The 18999-nt window shown below is 71.4% G+C and carries 16 protein-coding genes; 11 read left to right on the top strand and 5 right to left on the bottom strand.

Features of this window, described 5'->3' with window-relative positions:
- Positions 1 to 96: 96 nt before the first annotated feature.
- Positions 97 to 1314 carry a divalent metal cation transporter gene (locus tag VMD91_02360; protein HTW82894.1) on the bottom strand — a complete coding sequence of 406 codons (1218 nt, stop codon included), beginning with the start codon at positions 1312 to 1314 and terminating at the stop codon, positions 97 to 99.
- A gap of 85 nt (positions 1315 to 1399) precedes the next feature.
- Here VMD91_02360 and bluB point away from each other — a divergent pair, with 85 nt between their 5' ends.
- The 11 genes from bluB to VMD91_02305 all read left to right on the top strand — a co-directional run bounded on the left by bluB (position 1400) and on the right by VMD91_02305 (position 15059).
- Positions 1400 to 2032, top strand: coding sequence for a 5,6-dimethylbenzimidazole synthase (gene bluB, locus VMD91_02355; GenBank protein ID HTW82893.1), 633 nt, complete (start codon positions 1400 to 1402; stop codon positions 2030 to 2032).
- 274 nt (positions 2033 to 2306) lie between these two features.
- A complete protein-coding gene (locus VMD91_02350; GenBank protein HTW82892.1) occupies positions 2307 to 3701 on the top strand; it encodes a UbiD family decarboxylase in 1395 nt (464 codons plus the stop codon).
- Positions 3698 to 4486, top strand: a complete 789-nt coding sequence (locus tag VMD91_02345; GenBank protein HTW82891.1) for an IclR family transcriptional regulator — start codon at positions 3698 to 3700, stop codon at positions 4484 to 4486. Before VMD91_02350 ends, VMD91_02345 begins: the two co-directional genes overlap by 4 nt.
- Positions 4483 to 6927 (top strand): xanthine dehydrogenase family protein molybdopterin-binding subunit, encoded by a 2445-nt coding sequence (locus VMD91_02340; GenBank protein HTW82890.1) that lies wholly within the window; start codon positions 4483 to 4485, stop codon positions 6925 to 6927. The genes VMD91_02345 and VMD91_02340 overlap by 4 nt, the downstream gene beginning before the upstream one ends.
- Positions 6924 to 7793, top strand: coding sequence for an FAD binding domain-containing protein (locus tag VMD91_02335; protein HTW82889.1), 870 nt, complete (start codon positions 6924 to 6926; stop codon positions 7791 to 7793). The genes VMD91_02340 and VMD91_02335 overlap by 4 nt, the downstream gene beginning before the upstream one ends.
- Positions 7790 to 8281 (top strand): (2Fe-2S)-binding protein, encoded by a 492-nt coding sequence (locus tag VMD91_02330; GenBank protein HTW82888.1) that lies wholly within the window; start codon positions 7790 to 7792, stop codon positions 8279 to 8281. Before VMD91_02335 ends, VMD91_02330 begins: the two co-directional genes overlap by 4 nt.
- Positions 8281 to 9804 (top strand): AMP-binding protein, encoded by a 1524-nt coding sequence (locus VMD91_02325; GenBank protein ID HTW82887.1) that lies wholly within the window; start codon positions 8281 to 8283, stop codon positions 9802 to 9804. The genes VMD91_02330 and VMD91_02325 overlap by 1 nt, the downstream gene beginning before the upstream one ends.
- Positions 9801 to 10640, top strand: a complete 840-nt coding sequence (locus tag VMD91_02320; protein HTW82886.1) for an enoyl-CoA hydratase-related protein — start codon at positions 9801 to 9803, stop codon at positions 10638 to 10640. Before VMD91_02325 ends, VMD91_02320 begins: the two co-directional genes overlap by 4 nt.
- The gene (locus VMD91_02315) at positions 10637 to 12043 is read left to right on the top strand and encodes an aldehyde dehydrogenase family protein (GenBank protein HTW82885.1); all 1407 of its coding nucleotides are present in this window, start codon (positions 10637 to 10639) and stop codon (positions 12041 to 12043) included. The genes VMD91_02320 and VMD91_02315 overlap by 4 nt, the downstream gene beginning before the upstream one ends.
- Positions 12040 to 13386 (top strand): MFS transporter, encoded by a 1347-nt coding sequence (locus VMD91_02310; protein HTW82884.1) that lies wholly within the window; start codon positions 12040 to 12042, stop codon positions 13384 to 13386. Before VMD91_02315 ends, VMD91_02310 begins: the two co-directional genes overlap by 4 nt.
- Positions 13383 to 15059 carry a thiamine pyrophosphate-binding protein gene (locus VMD91_02305; protein ID HTW82883.1) on the top strand — a complete coding sequence of 559 codons (1677 nt, stop codon included), beginning with the start codon at positions 13383 to 13385 and terminating at the stop codon, positions 15057 to 15059. The genes VMD91_02310 and VMD91_02305 overlap by 4 nt, the downstream gene beginning before the upstream one ends.
- On the opposite strand, the gene VMD91_02300 is transcribed toward VMD91_02305, so the two are convergent.
- From VMD91_02300 to VMD91_02285, 4 genes are all read right to left on the bottom strand, one after another.
- Positions 15028 to 15609 (bottom strand): hypothetical protein, encoded by a 582-nt coding sequence (locus tag VMD91_02300; protein ID HTW82882.1) that lies wholly within the window; start codon positions 15607 to 15609, stop codon positions 15028 to 15030. The genes VMD91_02305 and VMD91_02300 overlap by 32 nt on opposite strands.
- A 19-nt stretch (positions 15610 to 15628) precedes the next feature.
- A complete protein-coding gene (gene bfr, locus VMD91_02295) occupies positions 15629 to 16126 on the bottom strand; it encodes a bacterioferritin (protein HTW82881.1) in 498 nt (165 codons plus the stop codon).
- 18 nt (positions 16127 to 16144) lie between these two features.
- Positions 16145 to 16351 (bottom strand): (2Fe-2S)-binding protein, encoded by a 207-nt coding sequence (locus VMD91_02290; GenBank protein HTW82880.1) that lies wholly within the window; start codon positions 16349 to 16351, stop codon positions 16145 to 16147.
- 82 nt (positions 16352 to 16433) lie between these two features.
- Positions 16434 to 18917: a TonB-dependent receptor gene (locus VMD91_02285; protein HTW82879.1), complete on the bottom strand. Its 2484-nt coding sequence runs from the start codon at positions 18915 to 18917 to the stop codon at positions 16434 to 16436.
- Between the last annotated feature and the right edge of the window lie 82 nt (positions 18918 to 18999).

Genomic DNA, 18999 nt, shown 5'->3' with positions numbered 1-18999 from the left:
AGCCGGCCTTCCGGTCGGTACCACAGCAGCTCGCGGCGTCCTCTACCGGGGACGTTAGGGCTTCGTTAAGGTGCGGGCGCCTGACCCACGACGGCGTCAGCTTCCGCGGATCGTTTGGACGAGATAGATGCCGGTGGCGCAGGTGACGATCGCCGTCACGCACCAGCCGCCGACCGCGAGCCAGGGCGCGATGCGGTGACGGTGCATCACCTTGTCGTTGCGGCCGATCAGCAGCATCATGACCAGCGTGAACGGGGTCGCGATGCCGCCCGCGATGCCGGAGAAGAACAGGAGCGTGATCGGCTTGACGCCGGCGAAGCCGATCGCGACCCCGATCGCCATGCACGCGATCAGCACGCGGTAGAAGCTCTTCGCGGCCGAGAACTTGGCGTCGAGGCTGTGGCGCCAGCCGAACATCTCGGCTGCGACGTACGCGCAGGTTCCGGCGATGACGGGGACGGCGATCAGCGCCGAGCCGAGCAGCCCGACCGCGAAGATGTACTTGGCGAGCGGCCCCGCGATCGGCGCGAGCGCTTGCGCGGCCTCTTCGGCCGTCTGCACCGCCCGGTGATGGACGCCGAGGGTCGCGCCGGTCGCGATCAGGATGAACCAGAAGGTGATGCCGGCGGCGACGATGCCGAGCGCCGCGTCGACCTGCACCAAACCCAGCCGCGCCAGGCGCGGCTTCTCCTCGCTCTGCGAGATCGTCTCCCAGACGTACGCGTACGCGGTCAGCGTGGTGCCGAGCAGCGCGAGCGCGCCGGCGACGGTGTTCTCGTCGAAGCGGAAGTGCGGGACGAACGAGTCGACCAAGACCGCCCGCCAGTCCGGGTGCGCGAGGATCGCCGCGCCGACGTACGTCAGGAACACCAAGCTGACATAGCGCAGCACGCGCGAGATCGCCGTGTAGTTGCTGAACACGAGCACGCCGACCGTCAGCGCGCCCAGCGGGATCAGCCACCAATGGTACTCGATGCCGGTGAGCATGCCGAGCGCGGCGCCGCCGCCTTCGAGATCGGCCGCCAGCGTCAGCAGGTTGACCGACAGCAGCAGCCCGAGCGTGAGCAGCGCCCAGCCGCGGCCGTACTGCGCGCGAACGCAGTCCTCGAGCCCCTTCTTGGAGACCGCGCCGACCTGTGCGGCGATCGCTTGGATCACCGCCAGCATCGGGATGATCAGCAGCGTGAGCCAGCCCAGCTCGTAGGTCGTCGTTGAGCCGATCACCGCCAGCGTCGCGACCGTGGTCGGGTCGTTGTCCGAGGCGCCGGCGACGATCCCCGATCCGAACGTCGTCGCCCGCTGCGCGGCCTTCACTCCCCGTCCCCTACCCGGCGGGCGAACGCTCGAAGCGTTCGCAGCCGCGACCGGGAGCGCGGCCGCAACGGCGAAGGAGTCGGCGATGGAACCCGGCGCCTTCGAAACGAGCTTCGTGCGCGACCTCGACCGCTTGCTGCACCTCCGTCGCGACGTCCGCCGTTTCGCGCGCGATCCCCTCGCGCCGGGCGCGATCGACGAGCTGCTCGAAGCCGCCCGCTGCGCCCCGTCGGTCGGTTACAGTCAGCCGTGGCGGTTCGTGCTGGTCGAAGGCGAGGCGGCGCGAGCGGCCGTGGCGGCGAGCTTTCGCGCGGCGAACGCCGACGCGCTGAGCGGCTACGCGGGCGAGGACGCCCGGCGGTACGCCGGACTCAAGCTCGCCGGGCTCGACGATGCGCCGGTGCAGCTGGCCGTCTTCACCGACGAGGCGACCGCGGTCGGCCGCGGACTGGGCCGCGCGACGATGCCCGAGACGCTGGCCTACTCGACGGTCGCCGCCGTGCAGAACCTCTGGCTGGCGGCCCGGGCGCGCGGGCTCGGCGTCGGGTGGGTCTCGATTCTCGACCCGGCGTCAGTGACGAGCGCGCTCGACGTTCCGCCGGCGTGGCGCTTGACGGCGTACCTTTGTATCGGGTATCCGATCGAGCTCTCCGGCACGCCGGAGCTCGAGCGAGCCGGCTGGGAGACCCGGCGCGAGCTCGTCCTCATGCGCCGCTAGCGCCGCCGTCCGGCGCGCTTCGCTCGGATCGTCGTCACCGGCGTGCAGCCACGCGGTGATCCAGAGAGGGAGACGTTCGAGGACCATCAGGGCTCTCCTGAACGTGAAATGGTGCCGCCGCACGGTGGTACCGCTCGATCCTGAGTGTACGCGAAGTCCCCCGTCGCCGCCGGTACGGTAACGGACACTGCTCCTTCCCGGCCCGTGTTTCGTTCAGCGAAACGATCGTTCGCTCTGGGAGGGGCGCTCGCGGCGGCGGCGTGAAGGGCGCTGGGTGATCCCCGCCGCGACCCTGCGCACTTGGCTCGACCATCTCCAAGCCACCCACCGCCTCGACGTGGTCGAACGGCCGGTGGACTTGCGGTTCGAGCTGGCCGCGATCGCCAAGCGGCTCGACGGGCGAGCGGTGCTGTTCACCGCCGTGACCGGGCACACGACGCCGGTCGTGAGCGGGATCGTCTCGACGCGCGCGATGATCGCCGAAGCCTGCGGCGTCGCCGAGGCCGACCTGCTGGCGACGTTCACCGCCGCCGTCGCGGCGCCGCTGCCGGTGCGGCGCGTCGAGCACGCCGAGGCGACCTGCCAGCAGCACGTCCTCGCCGGCGCGGCCGTCGATCTGCGCGCGACCCTGCCGATGCCGGTGCACCACGAGCACGACGCGGGCGACTACGTGACGGCGGGACTGTTCATCGTGCGCGATCCGGTCACGCGCAAGCAGAACGTGTCGATCCATCGCTTGCAGGTCTCGGGCAAGAACCGCTTCGGCGCGCTGATCCTGCCGCGCCACACGCACCACCTGCAGGTCGCGGCCGAACGCCGGGGCGCGCCGCTCGAGTGCGCGATCGTAGTCGGGATCGATCCGGTGACGCTGCTGGCCTCGCAGGCCTCGACGCCCTTCGGCGTCGACGAGCTGGAGATCGCCGGTGCGTTGCGCGGGGAGCCGCTTCCGGTCGTGCGCTGCACCACCGTCGACGTCGACGTTCCCGCGCACGCCGAGTTCGTGATCGAAGGAAAGATCCTACCGGGCGTACGCGAGCCCGAAGGGCCGTTCGGCGAGTTCCCCAAGTACTACGGGCCGCGCAGCGACAAAGAAGTGGTCGAGGTCAGCGCGATCACGCACCGCACCAACCCGATCTTCCACACCATCGTGCCGGCGGCGATGGAACATCTGCTGCTCGGCGGGATCCCGCGCGAAGCCAGCTTGCTGCAGACCGTGCGGCAAGCGGTGCCGACCGTGCGCGACGTGCGCATGTCGGTCGGCGCGTTCTGCCGCTACCACGCCGTCGTGCAGATCGACAAGCGGGTCAAAGGTCAGGGGAAGAACGCGATCCTGGCCGCGTTCGCCAACAGCTTCGACGTCAAGCACGTCTACGTCGTCGATCCCGACGTCGACATCTCCGATCCGGCCGACGTCGAGTGGGCGTTCGCGACCCGCTTCCAGGCCGATCGCGACCTGATCGTCGTCAACGCCGCGCAGGGCTCCAAGCTCGACCCCTCGACCGAGGACGGCTTGGGGACGAAGGTCGGCTTCGACTGCACGATTCCGCTGGACGCCGACCGCTTCCGGTATCTGCGCATTCGCATTCCGGGCGAGGACGCGATCGATCCGGCCGCCGTGGCGGTGCCGAGCGCAGGCCGGACCTTCGCCGGCGCCGAGGACCGCGGGTGACCGCCCCCGAGCCGGGCGCGACCTCGCTGCAGTCGGTCGATCGCGTGCTCGACGTGCTCGAAGCGTTCGCCTCCGACGGACAGCGGGATCTGGGCATCAGCGAGTGCGCGGCGTTGGCGGGGATCAACAAGAGCACCGTGTATCGCATCCTGGCGACCTTCGAGCGGCGCGGATACGCACGGCAGAACGCCGACACCGGCCGCTACGGACTCACCCAGCACTGGTGGCGGATCGGGCGCGCGACGCTGGGCGGCGGCAACGTCGTCGACGTCGCCGCGCCGCACATGCGCGCGCTGCGCGACCGGACCGGCGAGACGACGCAGCTGGCGATCTACAGCGGCAAGGGCTACGGCACGTACGTCAACGTGATCGAAGGGACGCATGCGGTGCGCAGCGTCTCGCCGATCGGGCTGCGCTTCCCCGCCGCGGCGACCTCGACCGGGAAGGCACTGCTGGCGATGCAGCCCGAGGCCGAGCAGCAGCGGGTGGCGCGCGCGCTGCGGCGCTACACCGATCAGACGCTGGTCGAACCGGCCGTGCTGCTCGACGAGCTGGCCGCCATCCGCCGCGACGGCTACGCGATCAACCGCGGCGAGTACCGCGGCGAGGTCGGCGGGATCGCGATGCCGCTGCGGCTGGCCGACGGGACGACCATCGCGGCGTTCGGTTTCTGCATCCCGCGCTTCCGGTTCGAGCAGCTCGACCACGCCGAGCTGGTCGCGCTGCTGCGTCCGGCGCGCGCGAAGATCGAGCGCGAGCTGGGCAGCGGAGACGATCCGTCGTGATCACCCGCCCGCCGCGCACGACGACCGATGAGCCGCGCCCGACGCTGGTCGGCACCGGCGTGCCGCGCAAGGAGGACCCGGCGCTCTTGACCGGCGCCGGGCGCTTCATCGACGATCTCTCGCCGTTCCCCAACACGCACCACGCGGCGATCTTGCGCAGCCCGTATCCGCACGCGCGCATCGTCTCGATCGACGTCGCCGACGCGCTGGCGATGGAGGGCGTGTTGGCCGTCGTCACCGGTCGCGACGTCGAGCGCTACACCAAACCGTTCAGCGTCGGGATCGAGACCAAGCTCCCGTTCTACAGCTGCGCGATCGACAAGGTCCACTACGTCGGCGAGCCGGTCGCGGTCGTGGTCGCGCGCGACCGCTATCTGGCCGAGGACGCGCTCGAAGCGATCGTCGTCGCGTACGACGAGCTGCCGCCGGTGGTGCGGATCGAGGATGCGCTGCGAGGCGACTCGGCGCCGCTGCACGAGAGCGTCGGAAGCAACGTCGTCCACCAGCGCTCGTTCGTGTACGGCGACGTCGCGGGCGCCTTCGCGCAGGCCGACGAGGTCGTCGAGCTGGACGTCTCGTTCCCCAAGTACGGCTCGACGCCGATCGAGACGTACGGCGTGATCGCGAACTACGACCTGGGCGCGGGCACCTACGTCGTGCACGCCAACTTCCACGGCCCGTTCGTCCTGCACGCGGTGATGGCCGGCGCGCTCGGCGTGGCCGGCAATCACCTGCGCATCCACGTGCCGCCCGACATCGGCGGCAGCTACGGCATCAAGGCGCTGGTCTACCCGTACATCGTGCTGCTCGCGGTGGCGGCGCGCGTCGCCGGCGTGCCGGTGCGCTGGATCGAAGACCGGCTCGAGCACCTGCAGGCCGCCTCGAGCTCGACCGACCGGCTGACCCGGGCTCAGGCAGCCGTCAAACGCGACGGCACGATCCTCGCGCTCGCGCTCGACCAGGTCGACAACTGCGGCGCCTACGTGCGCGCGCCCGAGCCCGCCTGCCTGTACCGCATGCACGGTTCCGTCACCGGCGCGTACCGCATCCCCGCGGTCAAGATCGACAACCGCATCGTCGTCACCAACAAGCTCCCGACCGGCCTCAATCGCGGCTACGGCGGACAAGAGCAGTACTTCACGCTCGAACGGCTGGTCGTGCGCGTCGCGCAACGGCTGGGTCTGCCGGTGCTCGAGGTGATCCGGCGCAATCTGCTGCGCGCGGACGAGTTTCCCTATCACGCGCCGCCGGGTTCGATCTACGACGCGGGCGACTACCACCGCGCGCTCGACCGCGCGCTGGCGATGGCCGACTACGACGCGCTGCTCGCGCGCCGCGACGCCGATCGCGCCGCCGGCACGTTGGCCGGGATCGGCATCGGCTGCATCGTCGAGCCGTCGGGCTCGAACATGGGCTACGTCTCGATCGCGCTGACGCGCGAGATGCGCGAAGGGTCGCTGCCCAAGTCGGGCTGCACCGAGGCGGCGACCGTCGCGATGGATCCGCTCGGCGCGGTCACCGTGCGCCTCGGCACGACGCCGCAAGGGCAAGGCCATCAGACGGTGGCGGCGCAGATCGTCGCCGACGAGCTGGGCGTGCCGTACGAGGGCATCGAGGTCGTCGCGGAGATGGACACCCAGACCAGCCCGTGGTCGATCGCATCGGGTTCGTACTCGAGCCGCTTCGCGCCGGTCGCCTCCGCGGCCATCCAACAAGCGGCGCGCAAGGTCGCGACCAAGCTGCGCACCCTGGCGGCGCGCGAGCTCGGCGTGGCCGTCGAGGACGTCGTGCTGACCGGCGGCAACGCGGTCGCGCTGGGCGATTCGCGCAAGCGCGTCCCGGTCAAACGGCTGGCGGGCTTGGCGCACTGGAATCCCGTCGCGCTGCCGGCCGGGATGGAGCCGGGCGTGTTCGAGACGGCCTACTTCTCGCTCCCGATGCTCGCGCCGCCGTCCGACGACGACACCGTCGACTCGTCGGCCGTCTACGGCTTCATCGCCGACGTCTGCTACGTGCGCGTCGACGCGCAGACCGGGCAGGTCACCGTCGAGCAGTACGTCACCGTGCACGATTGCGGCACGATCCTCAACCCCAAGCTCGTCGACGGCCAGATCCACGGCGGCTTCGCGCACGGATTGGGTGGCGCGCTGTTCGAGGAGATGGCCTACGGCGAGGACGGCGCGCTGCTCTCCGGCACGCTGGCCGACTATCTGATCCCGACCGCGACCGAGATGCCGGCGCTGCGGATCGGCCACGAGAACGTCCCCTCGCCGTTCACGCCGCTGGGCGCGAAAGGCGTCGGCGAGGGGAACTCGATGAGCGTTCCGGTCGTGATCGCCAACGCCGTCGCCGACGCGCTCGGCGTCGAGGACGTCACCTTGCCGCTGACGCCCGGGCGCGTGTGGTCGCTGTTGGCGCAGCGCGCGCAGGGGGCGCCGTGAAGCCGGCCGCGTTCGCGTACCATCGGCCCGCCACGCGCGCCGAGGCGCTCGAGGTGTTGGCGACGCACGGCGACGAGGCGAAGGTCTTGGCCGGCGGCCAGTCGCTGGTGCCGGCGATGAACATGCGGTTCGCGCGCCCGGCGCGGCTGGTCGACGTCAACCGGCTCGACGAGTCGACGCTGGCGCTCGACGGCGACGAGCTGGCCGTGGGCGCGCTGGTGCGCCAGAGCGACGTGCTGAGCGGCGCGCTCGTGCGCGAGCACGTTCCGTTGTTGGCGCGCGCGCTGCCGTTCGTCGGCCATTGGCAGACGCGCAGCCGCGGCACGCTGTGCGGCTCCCTCGCGCACGCCGACCCCAGCGCGGAGCTGCCGGTCGTCGCGGCGACGTTGGGCGCGCGGTTGGAGTGCGCCTCGCGGCGTGGGACGCGCACGCTCGACGCGGCGGCGTTCTTCGTCGCGCACTTCACCACCGCGCTGGAGCCCGACGAGCTGCTGGTCCGGGCGCGTTTTCCGGTTCGGCGCGGCCGCGACGGTTACGCGTTCGACGAGTTCGCGGAACGACACGGCGACTTCGCGATCGTCTCGGCCGCCTGCGCGCTGCGGCTGCGCGACGACGACGCGCTCGACGCGCTGCGGCTGGTGCTCGGCGGCGTGGGCGACGTTCCGGTCGTGCTCGGCACGGCGGAGCACGTCGGCCGAACGCTCGACGCGGCGGCGATCGACGCGCTGGCGGCGCGCGCCGCGCGCGAGATCGAGCCGTTCGGCGATCACCGGGCCAGCGCCGCGTACCGCCGCCAGCTGGCCGGCGTCTTGGCGCGGCGGGTGCTGCGCGCCGCCTTGCACGATGCCCGAGGAGAAGAAGGATGACGTCCTGCGAGAGCGACCAGCGGCTGACCGTCGAGGTGACGGTCGACGGGCGCCGGCTGCGCCGCGAGGTCGCGCCGCGCACGCTGCTGCACGATTTCCTGCGCACCGAGTGCGGCGCGACCGGCGTGCACGTCGGCTGCGAGCACGGCGTGTGCGGCGCGTGCACCATCCGGCTCGACGGCCGCGTCACGCGCTCGTGCTTGCTGTTCGCGGTGCAGGCCGACGGCGCCGACGTGCGGACCGTCGCCTCGCAGGGCACGCGCGAGGCGCTCTCGCCGCTGCAAGAAGCGTTCCGCGAGCGGCACGCGCTGCAGTGCGGCTTCTGCACGCCCGGGATCCTGGTGTCGGCCCAGGCGTACCTGGAGAGCGGCGAGGAGGTCAGCGAGCGCGGCGTGCGCGAGATGCTCTCGGGCCACCTGTGCCGCTGCACGGGGTACGCGCCGATCGTCGAGGCCGTGCTCGACGTCGCCGCGGCGGACGCGCGCTGATGGATCTGGCGACGAGCTTCCGCGACGCGGTCGAACGCGAGCCGGACGCACCGGCGCTGGTCGACGGCACGCTGCGGCTGACCTACGCGCAATGGCTGGCGCGGATCGCGTCGGTCGCGACCGGCTTGCGCGCGCTGGGCGTCGGCGAGGGCGACCGCGTGCTGGCGGTGCTGCGCAACGGCGAGCCGCTGTGCACGCTGTACTGGGCGTGCGCGCTGCTCGGCGCCGCGATCACGCCGGTCAACTGGCGGCTGGCGGACGGCGAGCTGGCCTATATCGTGGGCGACGCCGAGCCGCGCTGCGCGGTGGTCGAGGACGTCGGGCCGCAGATCGCGCGCGTCGCGCACGCCGTTCCCACCGTGGGCGTCGGAACGGTCGTGGGCGCCGCGACCAGCTGGGCCGCGCTGGTGCGGACGCCGCCCGCGACGCTGCCGCCGGTCGCCGAGACGGCGACGGCGATCCTCCTGTACACGTCCGGAACGACCGGCCGCCCCAAGGGCGTGCCGCGCACGCATCGCGCCGAACGGGCGGCCGCGCTGGCGCACGTCGCGCAGAACCGCTACCGTCGCGGCGAGGTCACCCTCGGGTCGATGCCGCTCTACCACACGATGGGGGTGCGTTCGCTGGTCGCGATGGCGCTGACCAACGGCACCTTCGTGTCGATGCCGAAGTTCGACGCCGCCGGCGCGCTCGACCTGATCGAGTGCGAGCGGATCACGAACCTCTACCTGGCGCCCACGCTGTACTACGATCTGGTGCACGTGCCGGGGATCGAGGCGCGCGATCTGCGCTCGTTGACGAAGCTCGGCTACGCCGGCGCGCCGATGACGCCCTCGCTGGTCGAGCGCTGCTTCGCGCTGTTCGCGCCCGAGATCTTCGTCAACCACTACGGTTCGACCGAGATCTACACGTTCACCATCTACGACCAGCTCGACCGCAAGCCGGCCTGCGCCGGCAAGGCCGGGCTCAACGAGTGCGTGCGCGTCGTGCGGCTCGGCTCGGACGACCCGGACGACGTGTGCGTGCCCGGCGAGTCGGGCCAGATCATTGCGCGGCTCGATTCGGAGGAGGCGTTCGCGGGGTACTGGCGGCGGCCCGACGCCGACGCGAAGGCGATCCGCTCGGGCTGGTACTTCAACGGCGATCTCGGGATGAAGGACGACGACGGCGACCTGTTCGTCCTGGGCCGCGTCGACGACATGATCATCACCGGCGGCGAGAACGTCTATCCGGCCGAGGTCGAGGACGTCATCGCCGCGCACCCCGCGGTCGGACGCTGCGCGATCATCGGCGTGCGCGACGAGCGGCTGGGCGAGAAGATCGTCGCCTTCGTCGAGCCGCTGGCGGCGGTCAGTGCCGCCGAGCTCGACGCCTACGCCCGCGGCAGCGGGATGACCCAGTTCAAACGGCCGCGCGAATACGTGTTCGTCGCCGCGATCCCCCAGTCGGCCTCGGGCAAGGTGCTGCGCACCGAGCTGCGCGCCGGTAACTACACCACGCTCCCGCAGGAGATTCCCTCGTGAAGACCTCGCAGAACGTCGAGCTGTTGCGCGCGCACGCGCTGCACGCCGAGATCGATTCGGCTCGCCGCGTGGCGACCGTCATGCTCGACGACGAGCCGCACTTCAACCGCCTGCCGTATCCCGGCCGGGCCGTGCTGGCCAAGCTCTTCGACGAGCTGAGCGAGGACCCGGCGGTGCGCGTGATCGTCGTGCGCGGCGCCGGCGAGAAAGCGTTCAGCGCCGGCGGCAACATCGCGCAGTTCATGGAGACCGACGCCGAGCACCTCTCCGATCTGGCGTGGAACGTCGCCGCGCCGGAGCGCTGCCCCAAGCCCGTCATCGCGCGCCTGACCGGCTACACGTTCGGCGTCGGGCTGGAGCTCTCGCTGGCGTGCGACTTCCGCGTCGCGAGCGACACGACGCTGATCGGGCTGCCCGAGATCACGCTGGGGATGATTCCGGGCAGCGGCGGCTCGCAGCGCATCGCGCGCATGGCCGGCGTCGGGCGCGCCAAGGACATGGTGATGCGCGGCCGCCGCGTCGCGGCGGCCGAGGCGCTCTCGTGGGGTCTGCTCACCAGCGTCCATCCGGTGGCAGAGCTGGATGACGCGGTGCAGTCGCTGGTCGACGAGCTGATCGCGCTGCCGGCGCCGGCGCTGCGCGCCGCCAAGCGCGTCCTGGACGCCAACGCCGAAGCGCCGCTCAGCGTCGCGATGGAGCTGGAGGGGCGCGAGTACGGCCGGCTGCGGATGACGCCCGACTTCGCCGAAGGCGTGGCGGCGTTCGGCGAGAAGCGCAAGCCGCGGTTTCCCAGCCACGACGCGGAACGCGGTCCGGCCAACGGCGTGAGCCGATGACGGCGCTCGCCGGCGACGTGCTGCGCTCGTTCGATCCGTCGACCGGGGCGGAGCTGGGCGGCGTCCCGCTCGCGTCGGCCGCGGACGTGCAGCGCGCGGTCGCGCGGGCGCACGCCGCGTTCGAGCGCGGGCTGTGGTCGCGCGACGCCAAGCTGCGTGCGCGCGTGCTGCTGGCGTGGGCCGACGCGCTCGAAGCACAGGCCGGCGAGCTGGTGCCGCTGATCGTGCGCGAGACGGGCAAGATCGTGCGCGAGGCGCGCGCGGAAGTGGCCGGCAGCGTCGACGCGTTGCGCTACAACGCCGGGCTCGCGCGCTATGTCGGGGGTCGCGCCGGGACGCTGCCCGACGGCTCGGTCGCGCACTTGGAACGCACGCCGCTCGGCGTGACCGGCTTCATCACGCCCTGGAACTGGCCGCTGCTGCTGGTGCTGCGCGATCTGGCGCCGGCGTTGGCCGCCGGGGTGACGGCGGTGCTCAAGCCGGCCGAGCAGACGCCGCTGGTCGTGCAGCGCATGCTGGACATCGGTTACGGCGCCGGCGTGCCCGAGGACGTCGTCCAGGTCGTGCACGGCGTCGGGCCGAGCGTCGGCGCGGCACTCGTGCGCCATCCCGACGTGCGCGCGGTCGCGTTCACGGGCTCCTCCGCGACCGGCGCGATCATCGCGCGCGACGCGGCCGCGACCTTCAAGACCGTGCTGCTGGAGCTGGGCGGCAAGGCTTCCAACGTCCTCTTCGCCGACGCCGAGCTGGACCGCGCGGTCAGCGCGGTCGTCCGCAACGCCTTCGTCACGGCGGGGCAGATGTGCATGGCCTGCACCCGCGTGCTGGTCGAGCGCAGCGTGTACGCCGACGTGTTGGCGGCGATCGTCGCGCGCGTGCGCGCGCTGCGCGTCGGCGATCCGTTCGACGAAGCGACCGATCTGGGCGCGCTGATCACCGAGCAGCACCTCGCGCGCGTGCTCGGCTTCGTCGAGGATCCGCAGCGGACCGGGACGATCGAGGCCGGCGGCAAGCGCGCGCGCCCGGCCGGCCTGAGCGGAACGTTCATGGAGGCGACGGTGGTCGCCGGCCCCGCGCGCGGCGCGACGATCGTGCGCGAGGAAGTCTTCGGCCCGGTGGTGACCGTCGAGCCGTTCGAGGGCGACGACGACGCGATCGCGCTCGCCAACGCGACCGACTACGGCTTGAGTGCCGGCGTGTGGACGGCCGACGTGCGCCGCGCGTGGCGCATGGCGCGCGCGATTCGCGCCGGGACCGTGTGGGTCAACGGCTACAACGCCTCGTTCGCCGAGATGCCTTCGGGCGGCACCAAGCACTCCGGCCTCAACCGGACGCGCGGGGTCGAGGGGCTCGAGCTGTTCACCGAACTCAAGCACATCAACTGGCAGGGGCTCGAGGCGTGAGCAGCGGCATCGCGGCCGGCGAGCTGGTCGAGGCGAGCGGCGTCCAGGTCACGACCGGCGCGTTCGGCGCGGCCGCCGCGTCGGTGCTCGGCTGGGCGCTCGACCTGTTCGATCTGTTCATCATCCTGTACGTCGCGCCGACCATCGGCCCGCTGTTCTTCAAGGCGCACAACCCGCTCGTGTCGCTAGCCGCCGTGTATGCCGCGTTCGGCGTCACGCTGGTGATGCGGCCGGTGGGCTCGGTGCTGTTCGGGCCGTTCGCCGACCGGCGCGGACGCCGCCCGGCGCTGTTGGTGGCGTTCATCGGCGTCGGCGTGGTGACGGCGCTGCTCGGCACGCTGCCGACGCTGCAAGAAGTCGGCTTGCTGGCGCCGATCCTGTTCCTGGTGCTGCGGCTGGTGCAAGGCGTGTTCGTCGGCGGGGTCGTCGCCGCGACGCACACGATCGGGCTCGAAACGGTACCGTCGCGCTGGCGCGCGGTGGTCTCGGGGCTGACCAGCGGCGGCGGTGGTTCGGGGACGGGCGCGCTGCTCGCCTCGATCGCGTTCGCGATCACCGCGCACGCGTTTCCCGGCCCGGCCTACGCGGTGTGGGGTTGGCGCTGGATGTTCTTTTCGGGGCTGCTCAGCGCGCTGGTGGGACTCGTCATCTACGCGACGACGGTCGAGACGCCGGCGTGGCGGCGTGCGGCGGCGGCGAAGGCGACTCGGGCTCGGCCGCTGCACGTGCTCTTCGGAAGCGCGTACCGTCGCGTCTTCGTGACCAACGCGCTGGTCGTCGGCGGCGGCGCGACCCTGTATTATCTCACGTCGGGCTACATCCCGACCTTCCTGACGACCGTCGTGGGCGTGCCCAAGCCGGTCGCCGGGAGCATCCTGATCGTCAGCAGCATCGCGACGATCGCCGCCGCGTTCGTCGCGGGCCTGGTGACCCGGGCGCTCGGGGTGCGCCGCACGATGCTGCTCGGCGGCGTGCTGGGCCTGGTGTGCGTGCCGCTCCTCTATCACGTGCTCGGAACCTTGCAGCCGACGCAGGTCGGTGCGCTGCGCACCTGGTCGCTGCTGCTCACGATGGTCTCGCCGCTCGCCACCGCGCCGATCGTGCTGTTCCTCAACCGCCGTTTTCCGACCGCGATCCGCGCGTCGGGAACGGCCCTGTCGTGGAACATCGGCTACGCGATCGGCGGCTTCATGCCGACGCTGGTGACGCTGGCGACGCATCGGACCAGTGAGATCGCGACCTGGCTCGGCGTCTTCGTCGGCGCCGCCATGATCGTCTTCTTGGTCCTGAACTGGCTGGTGCCCGAGGGAGGCGACGAACGACTGGACGCGGTGACGGCGTGAGCGCGGCGCCGCGGCGCAGCGGCGGCGAGGTGCTCGTCGCGGCGCTCGCGCTGCACGGCGTCGATCTGATCTTCGGGGTGCCCGGCGAGAGCTATCTTCGCGCGCTCGACGCGCTGTACGATCGGCGCGATGCGATGCGGTTCATCGTCTGCCGCCACGAAGGCGCGGCCGCGCACATGGGCGAGGCGTACGGGAAGCTGACCGGCAGGCCCGGCGTCGTGATGGTGACGCGCGCGCCGGGCGCGACGCACGCGTCGATCGGCGTCCACACCGCCAAGCAGGACTCGACGCCGCTGGTGCTGATCGTCGGCTTGCCGGGGCGCGAACACCTCGGCCGCGAAGCATGGCAAGAGATCGACGTGCGCGCGACCTTCGCGACGCTGGCGAAGCACGCCGAGCAGGTCGACGAGGCCGCCCGCATCCCCGAAGCGATCGCGCGCGCGTTCGCGACCGCGTGCAACGGGCGTCCGGGCCCGGTCGTGCTCGGCATCCCCGAGGACGTGCTCGACGAGCAGACCGCCGTCGCCGACGCGCCGCCGGTGACGGTCGCGCCGCCGAGCCCCGCGCCCGAGCAGCTGGCGCAGCTGCGCGCGCTGCTTGCCGGCGCGCAGCGGCCGTTGGTGCTGGCCGGCGGCGGTGGTTGGACCGCGGAGGCGTGCGCGGACCTGCAGACGTTCGCCGACGCGTTCGGACTCCCGGTCGCGCTCACGTTCCGGCGGCAGGACGTGTTCGACAACGCGCACCCGCTCTACGCCGGGCACGCCGGCTTGGGAATGGATCGGGCGCTGGCGCAGCGCATCCGCGACGCCGACCTGCTGCTCGCGCTCGGTCCGCGCCTGGGCGAAACCTCGACCGACGGCTACACGCTGCTGACGATCCCGCGCCCGGTGCAGACGCTGATCCACGTTCACCCCGGCAGCGAAGAGCTGGGTCGCGTCTACACCGCGACGCTGCCGATCAACGCCGGCGTGGCGCCGATGGCGCGCGCGCTCGCCGCGCTCGCGCCGCTGCCGGTGCGACCCTGGGACGCCTGGGCGACCGCCGCGCACGCGGACTACGAGAAGCGGCTGCAGCCGCCGCCGAGTGCCGGCGCGCTCGACCTGGGCGCGGTCATGGTACATCTGCGCGACACGCTGCCGCGCGACGCGATCGTCTGCAACGGCGCCGGCAACTACGCGATCTGGGTGCAGCGCTTCTACCGCTACCGGCCGTTGCACACGCAGCTCGCGCCGACCAGCGGCACGATGGGCTACGGCCTGCCGGCGGCGATCGCCGCCAAGCTCGTCCACCCCGAGCGCGTGGTGATCGACTTCGCCGGCGACGGCTGCTTCTTGATGACGGCGCAAGAGTTGGTCACCGCCGCGCAGTACGGTCTCGATCCGATCGTCATCGTCGTCGACAACGGTTCGTACGGCAGCATCCGTGCGCACCAAGAGCGCGAGTTCCCCGCCCGCGTCATCGCGACCGAGCTGCAGAACCCCGACTTCGTCGCCTACGCGCGAGCCTTCGGCGCGCACGCCGAGCGGGTCGCCGCGACGGCGGAGTTTCCGGCCGCGTTCGCGCGCGCCCGCGCCGCCGGCCGCGCCGCGCTGCTCGAGCTCGTCGTCGAGCGCGACCAGCTCACGCCCGACCTCGACGTCGCTACCGCGCGCGCTCGAGCGTCGTCGCGGTGACGAGGGCGGCCGCCAGCGCGAGCTTGTGATCCTGATTCCACGGCGGCCCGAACGTTCGGCGCAACCGCGAGCAATGCGTGTCGAAGTCCTCGATCTGCAACGCCTGGCCGGCGAGCGCGAACACGGTTTTCGCGTCGTACCATTGGACGGACCAGCCGCGCGCCGCAGCGGCGCCAGCCAGCGCCTCGCGGTACATGACCCAGTCCGCGACGTTGCGCGCGCGGTAGTCGGTGATGCGTTCGGCGACGGAGGCCGGTAGCGGCGGACGGGTGCGCAGCGCGATGCCGCGCACGTCCGGCACCGCCGTCGCCACGGCGTCCAGCGCGCTGACGGCGTGCCGTTCCGCCGAAGCGCGCACGCGCTCGACCAGCGCTACCGCCTGGTCCATCGGGAGCAGCTGACATTCGTGGTGATGGGGGATGGCCGGCAAGTCGTCGTCGACGAGCTCGACGCGGCGGCGGTCGAGGAGCGTGCCGTCGCGCGTGGCCGTCACCAGCACCGCCCAGCCGCCGTGATCCGACACGCCGATGACGCCGCCGTGGTGCGACACGATCCGACGGCGCGCCAGCTCAGTCGGCGGGGCTGTCGGGCGAACGCAGCTTGCCGGCCGCGGTCTGCAAGTAGTTCTGCTCGCCCAGCGCGCCCAGCAGACGGATCTGCGTCTCGAGGAAGTCGACGTGCTCTTCGGAGTCGATCAGGATCTTGGCCGAGATCTCGCGGCTGACGTAGTCGCCTTCGCGCTCGAACAGCGCGATCGACGCCGCGGTGTCGTCGCGCGCCGTCATCTCCAGCCGCAGGTCGCTCTCGAGCGCCTCGGGGACGTTCTCGCCGATGCGCAGCTTCCCGAGGTCTTGCAGGTTGGGCAAGCCGTCGAGGAACAGGATGCGCTCGATCAGCCAATCGGCGTGGCGCATCTCCCCGATCGACTCGTGATAGACGCGCTCGCCGAGCTCGACGTAGCCCCAGTTGCGGAACATGCGCGCGTGAAGGAAGTATTGGTTGATCGCGGTCAGCTCGTTGAAGAGCATCTTGTTGAGCTGATCGATGATCGCGGCGGGTGCCCGCACCGGTTCACCTCCGAACGGTCAGAGCGGGGCGTTTCGGCCCTCGTTCGTCGCCGAGGACGCCGGGCGCTTCCGCAACAGCATTCCCTCGATCTCGGGGACGCACGTGCCGCAGCGCGCTTCGCAGCCCGCGGCCGAGAAGACGTCGTCGACGGTCTGGACGCCGCCGGTCGAGACGTTCCGCTCGATCTCACGCTCGCGGAGCGCGTTGCAGATGCAAACGATCATGAGGCAGCCCACATTCTCTTGTTAGGAGCGCCTAACCTCCCCGTGAGGCGCGACTTTGGGATGAGCGACAAGAGGTCGCCCCCTAGGTGTGGAGGGCGGCGGTGAAGGTGATCTGCGGGCCGGCCAGCGGCAGCGCGTCGGCCGCCTGCGGGCCGCCTACGATGGTCCCGTAGAGAATGCCCTGCCCGAGTTCCGTGAGCTTGAAGTTGTAGACGTTGGTCAGGTTGGTGCCGTACAGGCCGAGGTCGAGCGTCTTGCCGGCGTGCCAGGTGACGCCGGCGCGCAGCGTCGCGTACGGCGGTAGGTTCAGCTCGTTGTACTCGCCCTCGTAGAGGACGCCGGCGTAGTAGGCGATGCTCCGGCCATCGTGCGCGAGGTCCAGCGTCGCCTTGTGCAGCGGCACCCCGGCCGACTGCTGGAAGTTGGGGAAGTTGTCGGCCGACCCCGCCGGGACGTCCTTGGTGAAGACGCTGTCGACGTCGTAGCTGAAGCGCAGCGTCGTGTGCGGCGCGAGCGGACGCGCCGCGCGCAGCTCGATCCCCTCGTAGACTTCGCGCGTCACGTTGACCGGGTAGCTCAAGCACGTCGCCGGGTCGTCCAGCACGCTCGTGCACGGCGTCGGCGAGTAGTACGTCGCGACGCCGTTGTGCAAGTCGGTGCGGTAGACGTCGAGCGACGCGGTGACCGGTTGCGCGCCGCCGAACACGTGATCGGCGCCCAGGTCGTACGAGGTCGCGTGCTCGGCGGTCAGGTGCGGGTTGCCGATGCTCGAGTAGAAGCCGGGGACGGTGTCGCTCGGCGCCGGCGCGGGCAGCACCGGCGGAATCAGCAGACCCGGCAGCTGCGGCGACTGGAACGTCGTGCCGACCGAGGCGCGATAGCCCACGTCCGCGGTCGGCGTCCAGGTGAAGCCGACGCGCGGATCGAGGCTGTGGCCGAACGTGCTGTAGTCGCTGTCGTACGCGGCGAACGCATAGTGCAACTTCGCGGTCGGCTCGATCTGGTAGAGGAGCCCGAGCGAACGTTCCGTCTGGCTGAGGAACTGCGTCGTCGAGTCGGGGATGCCCGGGATCGAGGTCGCGTCGGCGCGCGCGACGTCGAACGGCAGCACCGTCGTCCCGATCGGCTGACGCAGATACGCGTCGGCGAAGATCACGCCGGGGATGTAGTCCGTCAGCAGCCCTTCGTCGGTCAGCGCGTACTTGAGCGTCAGCGAGCCGTGCGGCAGCTCGTGGACGATCTCGAGCGTGTCGTCGACGATGCGATCGTGGTCGTCGTACAGATACGGCGAGCTGCCGGTGCCGGGGCCGCCGACCGACTGAAACGCGGTGCCGTTCTGCTGGCGGAAGATGGCCGTCGTCAGCGCGCTGCCCTCGGCGTTCTTCGGTCCGAGCGGAACCTCGGCGTCCAGGCCGTAGGCGATGGTGGAGTCGTTCAGCGTCGTGCCCGATTCGTTGGTGTAGGTTGCGCCGTTCAGCGTGCCGGTCGGTCCGAGCTGCACCGCCGAGAGCGTCGCCGAGAGGTCGCGGAAGACCGACTGATCGCTGAACGTCAGCCCGACGAAGCCGCCCGCGGGGAGCGCGTAGCGCAGCTTGCCGAGCACCGTGCCGGCATCGAGCGCGTTCGAGATCGGCGCCACCCCGTTGCCGCTGGTGGTCGGGATCAGGTAGTCGTCGAGCTGACCGCCCGAGGTGACGCGGTGGTAGGAGAAGGCGTAGCCGAGCCGGCCGACCGTTCCGGTCGTGTCGAACGTGTCGGCGAACGTGTCGTACGAGCCGTCGGAGAAACGCACGGTCGTCTGCGGCGTCGTCGTCGGTTCGAGCGTGCGCACGTTGAGCGCGCCGCCCAGCGTGTTCGGGCCGTAGAGCGCCGAGGGCGCGATGCCGTAGACGACCTGAATGCTCTGCAGGTCGGCCGGATCGAGCAGCGAGAGGTCGAAATCACCAGTGCTGCCGTTGTTGACCTGGTGCCCGTCGACGTCGACCAGGGTCTCGCTGGGATCCGGACCGCGCAGCGCGACGACGGCCGGCGCGTTGAGGCCGCCGCCCAGGATCGGGTACACCGTCGTCGAGAGCTGGTCGGTCAGGATGTCGCTCACGCGGGTGACGCCCTGCTGCGCGTACGGCTGCGCGCTGATCTCGAGCGTCGGCGCCGGCGAGGTCGAGAGCGCGCGGGTGCCGTTGGCCGTCACCGCGCCGATCGTGACCAGCGAGGCGACTTGCGCGCGCGGCAGCGCGACGTCGAGCACGGCGTTCCGACCGTCGGTGATCTGTACCGTCTGGCCGGTCAGCGGCGTGTACCCGTCGGCGTGCACGTCGACCAGATACGTGCCGGCGCGCAGGCCGTCGATCTGAAAGCGGCCGGCGGCGTCGCTGCGGGCGCTGCGAAGCGGGCCGTTGCCGCGCAGCGCGACGACGGCTTTCGCGATCGGCGTTCCGTCGGACGCGCGGACGGTGCCGCTGGCGGCACCGCCGGGCGCGGGGCCTTGCGCCCGCGCAGGCACCCCCGCGGCGACGAAGGCGACCAACGCGACAAGGGCGGACAGCCGCCGGCTCCAAGCGATCATGGGGCGGCTCATTCATGAGTTAGGTAGTCCTAATCCTTGTCTGAGGAAAATCTAAATCCAAGCCTCCCCGTGGACTGGGGCT

This window comes from Candidatus Sulfotelmatobacter sp. (genome assembly GCA_035504415.1).
Lineage (GTDB): Bacteria > Vulcanimicrobiota > Vulcanimicrobiia > Vulcanimicrobiales > Vulcanimicrobiaceae > Vulcanimicrobium.
Note: the sequence above shows the minus strand (reverse complement) of the source record. Positions and strands in the feature narration are given on the sequence as shown.

Bases quoted from the DNA above. Each gene is read 5' to 3' on its own strand.
- bluB (HTW82893.1), top strand. From the start codon at position 1,400: ATGGAACCCGGCGCCTTCGAAACGAGCTTCGTGCGCGACCTCGACCGC.
- VMD91_02330 (HTW82888.1), top strand. From the start codon at position 7,790: ATGACGTCCTGCGAGAGCGACCAGCGGCTGACCGTCGAGGTGACGGTC.
- VMD91_02325 (HTW82887.1), top strand. From the start codon at position 8,281: ATGGATCTGGCGACGAGCTTCCGCGACGCGGTCGAACGCGAGCCGGAC.
- VMD91_02315 (HTW82885.1), top strand. From the start codon at position 10,637: ATGACGGCGCTCGCCGGCGACGTGCTGCGCTCGTTCGATCCGTCGACC.
- VMD91_02290 (HTW82880.1), bottom strand. From the start codon at position 16,351: ATGATCGTTTGCATCTGCAACGCGCTCCGCGAGCGTGAGATCGAGCGG.
- VMD91_02285 (HTW82879.1), bottom strand. From the start codon at position 18,917: ATGATCGCTTGGAGCCGGCGGCTGTCCGCCCTTGTCGCGTTGGTCGCC.